Raw genomic sequence first — 8,887 nt, 5'->3', positions numbered from 1 at the left:
GCCGAGGAATTGGAAAATCGCAGCCCTCAGGCCTTGGGATGGTCAAGACCGTGGCCTTGCGCCATGGCGACGATGACCTTGCGCGGGCCGCTGAACGGCGCACGGGCATGGGCGGTGAGCATGTTGTCGAGCATCAGCACGTCGCCGCTGTACCAGGGAAAGCTCACCGTGGCCTCGGCCAGCACACCGCGGATGTCGTCGAGCAGGGATTCCTCGATGGGGCTGCCGTCGCCGTAGTAGACGTTGCGCGGCAGGTCTTCCTCGTCGACGATCTCCAGCAGACTCTCGCGCACCTCCTCCGGCAGGTTGGAGACATGAAACAGGTGCGCCTGGTTGAACCACACCCACTCACCGGTGCGCGGATGGCGGGCCACCGCCTGACAGCGTTGGCGGGTACGCAGCTCGCCGTCGTCCTTCCACTCGCACTCGATGCGATGGGCGCGGCAATAGGCCTCGACCACGGCGCGGTCGTCGCTGTTGAATACCTGTTCCCAGGCCACATCAAGGCCATTGCCGAAGTTGCGCACGTACATCAACCCGCGCTCGGCGAAGCGCTGGCGGATCGCCTCGCCGACCTGGCGGTAGATCACCCGGCTGTCGGCGATGGGCGTCTCGCCACCGCTCTGCGCGGCCTGCACGCAATAGAACCAAATGCGCATCGGCCATTCGCGGGTATAGGCCTGCTCGTTGTGCAGCGGAATGTGCTGGTGCGGCGGGTATTCGGTGGACGTATAGACGCCGGCGGTAACGTTGCTGCGCGGCGTCGAGCCGAATTCGTAATTGAGCAGCGGATCGCCGAAGCCAGCGGCGAATGCGCGGAAGCGCTCCGCCTCGCCAACACGAAAACCGCGCAGCAGCACCCCGCCGCAGCGTTCGAGGTGCTCATCGATCAGCCCGCGCAGTTCAGCCTGGGCCTCTAACAGGTCGACTTCGTCCTCGGCCTGCACCAGCAGCGGCAGCCCGCCACGTGCTTCAGCCAGAGGTTGAATGGAAAACAGTTCCATCGAGCTCTCCGTTCAGGCCCAGATGGCCTGGATATCACGCCCGCCCTGGCGCAGCTTGCCGAGCATCAGCTCGAGCAGGCGCGCCTCGCAGGCATTGATGAAGAAGTGATCCCCCTCGAGCATCTCCAGCGAGAAGCCTTCGGCGGTTTCGTCCTGCCAGGCAGCCAGCGCGTCCACCGAGACCCGATCGGCCTTGCCACCGAATACATGGATCGGGCAAGCAAGCAGTGCACGGCGGTAATAGCGGTAACGGCCGCATAGCAGGAAGTCGGCGCGCAGCACCGGCAGGGTCAGACGCAGCATCTCCTCGTCAGCGAACACCGCCTCGGGAGTACCTCCAAGACGGTGTAAACGCTGCAGCAGCTGAGCATCGCTCTGCTCCACCGCCAGCTCGAGATGGTTTTCGCGGCGCGATGGCGCGGGCGCAGCCGATACGAACAGCGCTCGCGGCGCAGGAAGGCCGCGTTGGCGGATTGCGTGCGCCAATTCGAAAACAAGCAGGCCACCAAGGCTATGGCCAAACAGCCCATAGGGCAGGTCCAGGCGCTCTTCCAGTTCAGCAGCAAGTTGGTCGGCCAGGCCGAGCAGGTCGGTCTGCAGCGGCTCGTTGAAACGCCGGCCACGGCCGGGCAGCTCCAGCGGAACCACCTCGATCCACTCAGGCAGAGAGCGGCGCCAACGTGCATAGACCATTGCGCTGGCCCCGGAATACGGCAGGCAGAACAGACGCAAGCGAGCGGCCATCGTTTACTGCCCCGCCGCTTGTGCATCCATGGCCTGGCGCAGGCTCAGCGGCCGCATGTCGGTCCACTCACGCTCGACGTAGGCCAGGCACTCAGCCTTGCTACCGCGTTGACCGGTCTCTTGCCAGCCGGCCGGCGCCGCCTTGTAGTCCGGCCAGAGGGAATACTGCGCTTCGTGGTTGACCAGAACCTTGAACAACGCGTCTTCGCGATCGAATGCCATCTGTACTCTCCTTCTCCCCGTACGGGGCGGTTGATCGGGCGGCACGGTGGCAGAGCACCTGTTGGCCGCTTTCCGATGAAGACGAAGGAGCGAGCGGAATAGTTAGCCTTCGCGTATGAGATTTATTCTCAACACAATGGAACATGCAGCACGAGCGAGAGTCCGACGAACGCTGCCATTCAGCAGAAAGCAACTAAGATCTGAATTGATAAGTATTATCATTTGGACTAGATTGCTCGCCTTCAAGCCAGTACAGGTGGGCCAGGCTGAGCGGGCGGTTCGCTCAACTGCCCAGGACAAGTCCAACCGATATGGACGTCCGCCTTCGCGTCGTACAGGAAATTTCACATGCCAAAAACAATTTCAGCAGAGCAGCATCCGGCCCTGAATGACATGTTCGTCACGAACAGGCAGACCTTCATCAACGCGGCGGCGCGCATTCTCGGGTGTCGCAGCCACGCCGAAGACGTGGTGCATGATGCCTATTTGAAGCTGCGCGGTGCGGCCGCGGTTCCCAGCCCCCACTCCCAGATCAGTTACCTGCTGCGCGTAGTACGCAACCTGGCCATTGACCGCTATCGACGTCAGGCCCTGGAAAAGCGCTATTGCGGCAGTGAGGAAGAAGGTCTCTATATCTGCGCCTCAGGGGCATCGCCGGAAGGCCTTCACGAAAGCCGGCAGACACTGGAAGCACTCTCCGACGCCCTCGCACAACTACCGGAACGCACCCGGTACGCCTTCGAGATGTACCGATTGCAGGGCAAAACGCAGAGCGCGATCGCTGCTGAGCTGGGGGTCTCGCCAACGCTGGTGAACTTCATGGTGCGCGACACGCTGATCCATTGCCGGCATGCCCTCAAGAAGATGGAGCGAAAGGAATCCTGAGCATCGCCAAGCGGATGGGCCCTAGACGGTACTCACGGAGCACGGGAAAACGATGTAGGCAGCTTTCGCCAAAATTGATAACCATTAGCATTTGAATTAGGCTATCCGGCTTCCCGAAAATATCCGGTGGATGGACCCATGTTCGAACTGGAAAGCGTCAGCTTCAGTATTCCTGAACGCACCCTCTTGCACCCTCTGAGCCTAGGCATCCCCTCCGGACGCATGGTCGGTCTGATCGGTCACAACGGCTCCGGCAAGTCCACGCTGATCAAGCTGCTGGCCCGACAGCAATTGCCCAGCAGCGGACATATCCGTCTCGACGGCAAGGCCCTATCGGACTGGAGCCAGCGCGAGTTCGCCCAACAGGTCGCTTACCTGCCGCAGCAGCTGCCACAAACCGATGGGCTGACCGTTCGGGAACTGGTGGGTTTCGGTCGCTACCCCTGGCATGGCGCGCTCGGACGCTTCACCAGCGAAGATCGCGCCCAAGTGGAACGTGCGCTCGAACTGACCGACACCAGCGCCTTCGCCGAGCGCCTGGTGGATCAATTGTCCGGTGGCGAGCGTCAACGTGTCTGGCTGGCCATGTTGCTGGCCCAGAACACCCGCTATCTGCTACTGGACGAGCCCACTTCAGCGCTGGATATCGCCCACCAGGTGGAAGTCCTGTCGCGCGTTCAGGATCTCAGCCGCCAGCTCGGTCTCGGCGTGCTGGTGGTGTTGCACGATATCAATATGGCTGCGCGCTACTGCGACGACCTGCTGGCGTTGCACGGCGGTCGACTGCTGGCCCAAGGGAGCCCGACCAAGCTCATGCACGGCGAAACCCTGGAGCGCATCTACGGCATTTCCATGGGTGTGCTGGCCAATCCAGCGGACGGCTCGCCGATCTGCTACGTGCATTGAGCAGCGGCCCGCCACCAGACTGCGCCCTGCCCCGCCAGCGCTGAGTGGCTACAGATCGCTCACATAGGCTGGCGGCTGGTCCAGTAGTGGACAGTTGTCACAATGCTCGAAATGTTCCAGCCGATACCGAATGCAACAGACCCGACGTTGACGCCAGAGACCATCCGGGCGCAACGCCGGGCTGACCTCCACGTAACGAACAGGCCGGAACAGCGGATTGCGGCGGCCATCGGGGCGGTGCTCGCTCGACAGCAGCTCATGACCATGGGTCAGCACCGCCCCCGGTAGCGCCTTGGCCATCTCACCAATAAACCACTCCAGATAATTGCCCGCGCTGCTCCACAGCACCTTGGGCGACAGACGCACCTCCGATGCCAACCCCTGGATGAAGGGCTGCAGATTCGCGTCGATCAGCTCGCCGAAACGCTGGAACGGATCGTTTGGCGGCGTGCTGAAAGGACCGCCCTCAGCGGGCAGTTTGAACGCGTGCGGCAGACCTTGTTCGTCCAGCACCACCTCGACGTCATCGAAAGCCAACGGCAGACGCCAACCGAGCACCAGGGCGGCGGCCACAACCGGCGGAATCAAGCGAACCAAGTAGTATTTGGACCACTGCGAGGCCAGCGCACGACGGTCTTGCCCGGTATGCAGCGGGTCGAAACGCTGGAAGATCGCATCGAGCCGAGCCGGTTGCAGCAACAGGGGCGCGGGTATCGACGCGCGCGCGTCGTCCCGGGTCGTCAGGACGTCGCGGTAGCTGGCGAACTCGCCGATATACAGGGGCGCGAGCGCGGCGATCATTGCCGCTCCCGGTAAACGCAGAGCGTGCGACTCAGCACAAGCGGCATCGCTCGAAGAAGCGTTCACGACTCTGCACCATCAGCGCGGCGCGCTTGTGCGGAAAATCGAACTCTTTCTCCTGCCAGAAACCCAGACGCTGCATGTGCTCGATCATCCGGGCGTTGTCGGCCCGCGGCTCAGCAACGATGCGTTGGGTACGCGGATCATCCAGCAGCAGGTAATGAATCAGAGACGGCAGCCAGCTTTCAACCTTGTGCGGGCCACGGTGCGCGTCTTCCCCCACCAGCATATGAATGCCCCGGTCGTAGTCGTCGGCCGAGTAGAACGGCGCGATGCGGTCCTCCTTGGCCCAGTAGGCCTCGAAGTAGCCGAACGGCTGGCCGTCGAAGCAGCCTATAAGGGCCAGCGTATGGGGATCGGCCGCGACCTTTTCCAGGTACTGCCGATGCTGCTCGAGGCTACCTTCCTCCTGCCAGAACGCCGCGACGCGTGGCTGGTTCTGCCAGCGGCTAAAGCGTTCCAGGTCGGTGTCGATATCCAGCGCACGAAACGAAATCCAACTGCCTAGACGTACATCGAAACGCCGGTACAGTTCACCGCCAGGCTTTGGCGGACGCAGCGGATGACGCTTGCCGTCGGTTATGCGCAAGCGTTGCGGATAGCCTTCGCTGGCCGGACCGAGGCGCCAGGGTGCCGGTAACTGCCAGAACGTCGCCCGCTCCACTTGCCAGGTACCGCTCGAGTCCCGGTTGAGCAGGCCGCTGTGCAGCAGTTCCGCCGGACACTCATCCATTCTCAGCACCAGTCGTTGGCACAGCGGATCGCTGGCGAACGCCTGGTAGGCCAGCGCCCAGACCGCCGGCGGCATATTGATAGCCGATAATCGCCAGGAATCGTTCTGACGCTCGGCTCGACCCAGCGTTTGATCGTCGACCAGCAGGCTGAGCGCGTGTTCGCCGCCATCGACGAGCAACCGTCGGCCATCAGGCAAGGGAATGGAGCAACTGGTCATGTGTATTACCTCGAAAAACTCAAGACGAACGAGCGCCTGAAAAAATTAGTCGCTCGATGACAGTCGTCACCGAACGACTCGAATAGCAGACGCGCCGAGCAATCCTCAGGCGCTTTCCGCGGCTCGGGCATGCGGTACCGTCGCGACCGCCGGAAGACTGTCGAACAGCGAAACGGCGATTTCCTCGGCGCGCATCGGTAATACCGACAGCAGAGTATCGCTGAGACCGTGGCTGTCCTGACTGAACCCTTGCAGATAGATCCCGGCCCGCAAGCGTGCGTCGGCACGCATCCGGTAGTCGCGCCCGACGCTGAAGTCGCCCAGATACTCCTGCAGCGGCGCGAGCAGTTCGCGATGTGAGGTGCGCTCGTAACCGGTGGCAAGAATCACCGCATCGTAGCGACGGTTCTCCACCATACCGGTGGCGCTGTCGCAGAGGGTCAGCTCGACGCCGTTAGCATCGGCGCGGGCCGCTTCCACCGAGCGGCGGCATAGGAAGCCATGGCGTGCGTCATTGGCGACTTTCTGGCGATAGAAGATGCCGTAGATGCGCTCGATCAAATCCAGATCGACGACCGAATAGTTGGTGTTGTGATACTCCTGAATCAGCTTCTCGCGTTCGCTTTCCGGCTCGTTGAATACCAGATCGGTGTAGTTCGGCGCGAATATCTCGTTGACGAAGGGACTGTCGTCAGCCGGTTTCAGGACCGCGGCGCGAAGAATCATATCCACCTGCACGGACGGGAAGCTGTCGTTCAGATCGATGAACGCCTCGGCCGCGCTCTGACCGCCACCGACCACCGCGATGCGCATCGGCTCATGGCGCGTGCAGCGTTGCTGCGCCATGCACTCCAGATAACGGGCGTGATGAAAGACGCGGGCATCGTTGCGCAGGTGGACAAAGGCTTCGGGGATACGCGGCGTGCCGCCGGTACTAAGGACGATGGAGCGCGCCAGACGAAAATGCTCACGCCCCTGAGTATCGGTGGACATCACCTTGAGCCGATCGATGCCCTGAGCGCCGGAGACCGGCTCGACACGTGTCACCGTCTCGCCATAGGCGCACTGGTCGGCGAACTGGCGCCCCACCCAGCGCAAGTAGTCGTTGTACTCCAGACGGCATGGATAAAAGGTGCCAAGGTTGATGAAATCGATCAGCCTGCCCTGCTCGTGCAGGTAGTTGACGAAGCTGTAGGGGCTGGTGGGATTGCGCAGGGTCACCAAGTCCTTGAGAAAGGAAATCTGCAATTCGCTTTGCGCCACCAGCGTATTGCCATGCCAGCGATAGTCCTGCTGCCTGTCAAGAAACAACATGTGGCAATCGCGCTTCTGGCGCTGGGTCTGCTCCTGCAGGGCGATGGCCAGCGCCAGGTTGGAAGGGCCGAAGCCGATGCCCAGCACGTCATACGTTGGAGCGATCAATTGAGTCATGGTGCCTGTGTCCTCTAGCCGTTTACCACGGGCCGACGCGTACGCGGCGACCACCGGAAGCGCGCCTCCGCCGTGATGTCGACGGGGTGAAAGCGGCTTTGAAGAAAAGACGAGGCAGAAGGCGAGAAATTTAAATCATTCTCATTACGAACAGGGATAGCGGTCAGAACGAGCAGAAATTATCGCGTCCAGCTGAGCAGTCGGACACGACAGTGCTTCATCGCATTGACGATGTGCTTTTCCACCATGTCGCGCGAAAGGGAAAGGCGTTCGGCGATTTCCATGTGAGAGCAACCCTCCACCTTGCGCAACAAGAAGGCCTCCCGGCAAGGGGCCGGCAGTTCCTCCAGCGCCCGCCGCAACAGCTTCAATTGCTGGGCCTGGATGGCGTTCCCCTCCGGGTCGCGCTCATCCAGCCATTCTTCGTGATCGAGGCTGTCGAGCGGTTCGTTGCGTCGCACGCGGGTGCGGCGATGCATATCAATGCTGAGATTGGTAGCGGTCTTGAAAAGGAAGGCACGAGGCTGCTCGATGTCGCTCCCGGCCTTACGATCGAGCAGACGCACAAAAGCGTCATGAGCCAGGTCAGTGGCGACCTGGCGATCGCCGAGCAGGCGACTGAGGTAATGGACGAGTTCCTGATAATGACGGATCACAACGGCTTCCCTTCGGCGTTCCCGCCCGAAACCGCCCCATGCAGGTTTCGGGCGTGACGCATCTTGCGGATGCATGCTGGCAGTCCATGTCACCCCGTACTTATAATCACTCGCATTTTTCTGAAATGAAAGCGTGTTAGCGCTTCCGGAACTTCTCGAATGATTGGCAACCCGCTCCCTTCTGACGATGACCGCCTGAGCGCCGAGGCCGCGCTCTGGTGCACACGTCTGCACGATAAGGATTGCACTGACGAAGAGCGTCGGGACTTTGCTCGCTGGGTCGCAGAAGATCCGCGTCACCGCGCCGAGTACGATGCGATGCTGGCCATCTGGCAGTTGGCAGAAGGTTTGAAACCGGCCGGCGCTTCCGCCCTTGCGCATCCAACCACGCCGCCGGTTCGTCCACGTCGACGGCGCGATCCGGGGCGTATCGCCGCGGCCGCAGCGGTACTGGTGCTAACGGTCGCCACACTGTGGTCGGCTGGCTGGTCGGCAAGCCTCCTGCCTTCTCGGGTCGGCTATTACACAGCCAAAGACGCACCGCGCCAGGTCATCCTCGCCGATAACTCGCACGTTCAGCTCAACAGCCATACTCGGCTGTTTTTCGCCAGCTACCGCGACCGCCGCAGTGTCTGGCTGAACGGTGGTGGTGAAGCGTTCTTCGAAGTCCGTCACGACCGAGCGCAACCCTTCACCGTGCATACCGACAACGGCCAGGTGCGCGTCACCGGCACCCGTTTCAACGTCTGGACCAATCCCCAGCAATTGCTCGTCACGCTGCTGGACGGCTCGGTGACGCTGAGCCCACCCGAAGGCGTGAGCGGCAACAGCGCGCAGCTCATGCCAGGCATGCAAGCGCGCTACACCCAGACCAGCCGGCGAATCGAGGTGAATCAGGTGGCCCCAGCCGGCGCGATAGCCTGGCTCGAAGGCAAACTGGTGCTGGACGATCTGCCTTTGAGCAGCGCGCTGCCGCTGATCAATCGCTATCTGGATAAGCCTGCCAGCCTCGGCGACGACGAAGCAGCCGGCATGCGGATCGGAGGGGTTTACCAGACCAACGACCTGCGCGCGCTGATCGACTCGCTACCCGTAGTCCTGCCGGTTGAGCTCACACGACGAGACGATGGCAGCACAGTCCTGGTAAGCCGAAACAAGCGGCCCTGAGCCGCCCTTCCCTTATTGGCGTCGGGCTGACGAACAAACCCAATCTTTTTTATTCAGTT

Annotated in this window: 9 protein-coding genes and 1 pseudogene; 3 read left to right on the top strand and 7 right to left on the bottom strand. The window is 61.9% G+C overall.

Annotated elements, in window-relative coordinates:
• Nucleotides 1-26: 26 nt before the first annotated feature.
• Genes MCB86_RS06875 through MCB86_RS06865 form a run of 3 tightly spaced genes read right to left on the bottom strand, consistent with a single transcriptional unit; the run spans nt 27 to nt 1,970 of the window.
• Nucleotides 27-1,004 carry a TauD/TfdA family dioxygenase gene (locus MCB86_RS06875; protein ID WP_239610410.1) on the bottom strand — a complete coding sequence of 326 codons (978 nt, stop codon included), beginning with the start codon at nt 1,002-1,004 and terminating at the stop codon, nt 27-29.
• Nucleotides 1,005-1,016: 12 nt separating this feature from the next.
• A complete protein-coding gene (locus MCB86_RS06870; RefSeq protein ID WP_045162182.1) occupies nt 1,017-1,748 on the bottom strand; it encodes an alpha/beta fold hydrolase in 732 nt (243 codons plus the stop codon).
• A gap of 3 nt (nt 1,749-1,751) precedes the next feature.
• A complete protein-coding gene (locus MCB86_RS06865; protein WP_045162181.1) occupies nt 1,752-1,970 on the bottom strand; it encodes an MbtH family NRPS accessory protein in 219 nt (72 codons plus the stop codon).
• 348 nt (nt 1,971-2,318) lie between these two features.
• Between MCB86_RS06865 and MCB86_RS06860 the strand changes: the two genes are divergently transcribed.
• On the top strand, nt 2,319-2,855 hold the full coding sequence (locus MCB86_RS06860; RefSeq protein ID WP_275589442.1) for an RNA polymerase factor sigma-70: 537 nt from the start codon (nt 2,319-2,321) through the stop codon (nt 2,853-2,855).
• A 138-nt stretch (nt 2,856-2,993) separates the two neighbouring features.
• Nucleotides 2,994-3,761: an ATP-binding cassette domain-containing protein gene (locus tag MCB86_RS06855; RefSeq protein WP_239610409.1), complete on the top strand. Its 768-nt coding sequence runs from the start codon at nt 2,994-2,996 to the stop codon at nt 3,759-3,761.
• Between the two features lie 48 nt (nt 3,762-3,809).
• Here the strand turns inward: MCB86_RS06855 and fhuF are convergent, their stop codons facing one another.
• The 4 genes and pseudogenes from fhuF to MCB86_RS06835 all read right to left on the bottom strand — a co-directional run.
• Complete coding sequence (gene fhuF, locus MCB86_RS06850; RefSeq protein ID WP_239610408.1) at nt 3,810-4,562, bottom strand: siderophore-iron reductase FhuF; 753 nt, start codon at nt 4,560-4,562, stop codon at nt 3,810-3,812.
• 31 nt (nt 4,563-4,593) lie between these two features.
• A complete protein-coding gene (locus MCB86_RS06845; protein WP_045162177.1) occupies nt 4,594-5,574 on the bottom strand; it encodes a GNAT family N-acetyltransferase in 981 nt (326 codons plus the stop codon).
• Nucleotides 5,575-5,679: 105 nt separating this feature from the next.
• Entirely contained in the window at nt 5,680-7,005 is a 1,326-nt protein-coding gene (locus MCB86_RS06840; RefSeq protein ID WP_239610407.1) for a SidA/IucD/PvdA family monooxygenase, read from the bottom strand.
• 179 nt (nt 7,006-7,184) lie between these two features.
• Nucleotides 7,185-7,667 (bottom strand): annotated as a pseudogene (locus tag MCB86_RS06835) (sigma-70 family RNA polymerase sigma factor); the annotation flags it as partial.
• 153 nt (nt 7,668-7,820) lie between these two features.
• Here MCB86_RS06835 and MCB86_RS06830 point away from each other — a divergent pair.
• The gene (locus MCB86_RS06830; protein WP_239610406.1) at nt 7,821-8,828 is read left to right on the top strand and encodes a FecR family protein; all 1,008 of its coding nucleotides are present in this window, start codon (nt 7,821-7,823) and stop codon (nt 8,826-8,828) included.
• Nucleotides 8,829-8,887 lie beyond the last annotated feature (59 nt).

It is taken from the genome of Pseudomonas sp. KSR10 (assembly GCF_022355455.1).
GTDB lineage: Bacteria > Pseudomonadota > Gammaproteobacteria > Pseudomonadales > Pseudomonadaceae > Stutzerimonas > Stutzerimonas stutzeri_E.
The sequence above is the reverse complement of the archived record's forward strand: the minus strand, read 5'-3'. Positions and strand labels throughout refer to the sequence as shown.

What these genes read in the sequence shown, in the direction of transcription:
- MCB86_RS06845 (WP_045162177.1), bottom strand. Translation starts at nt 5,574, where the DNA reads ATGACCAGTTGCTCCATTCCCTTGCCTGATGGCCGACGGTTGCTCGTC.
- MCB86_RS06830 (WP_239610406.1), top strand. Translation starts at nt 7,821, where the DNA reads ATGATTGGCAACCCGCTCCCTTCTGACGATGACCGCCTGAGCGCCGAG.
- MCB86_RS06855 (WP_239610409.1), top strand. Translation starts at nt 2,994, where the DNA reads ATGTTCGAACTGGAAAGCGTCAGCTTCAGTATTCCTGAACGCACCCTC.
- MCB86_RS06870 (WP_045162182.1), bottom strand. Translation starts at nt 1,748, where the DNA reads ATGGCCGCTCGCTTGCGTCTGTTCTGCCTGCCGTATTCCGGGGCCAGC.
- MCB86_RS06865 (WP_045162181.1), bottom strand. Translation starts at nt 1,970, where the DNA reads ATGGCATTCGATCGCGAAGACGCGTTGTTCAAGGTTCTGGTCAACCAC.
- MCB86_RS06840 (WP_239610407.1), bottom strand. Translation starts at nt 7,005, where the DNA reads ATGACTCAATTGATCGCTCCAACGTATGACGTGCTGGGCATCGGCTTC.
- fhuF (WP_239610408.1), bottom strand. Translation starts at nt 4,562, where the DNA reads ATGATCGCCGCGCTCGCGCCCCTGTATATCGGCGAGTTCGCCAGCTAC.
- MCB86_RS06875 (WP_239610410.1), bottom strand. Translation starts at nt 1,004, where the DNA reads ATGGAACTGTTTTCCATTCAACCTCTGGCTGAAGCACGTGGCGGGCTG.
- MCB86_RS06860 (WP_275589442.1), top strand. Translation starts at nt 2,319, where the DNA reads ATGCCAAAAACAATTTCAGCAGAGCAGCATCCGGCCCTGAATGACATG.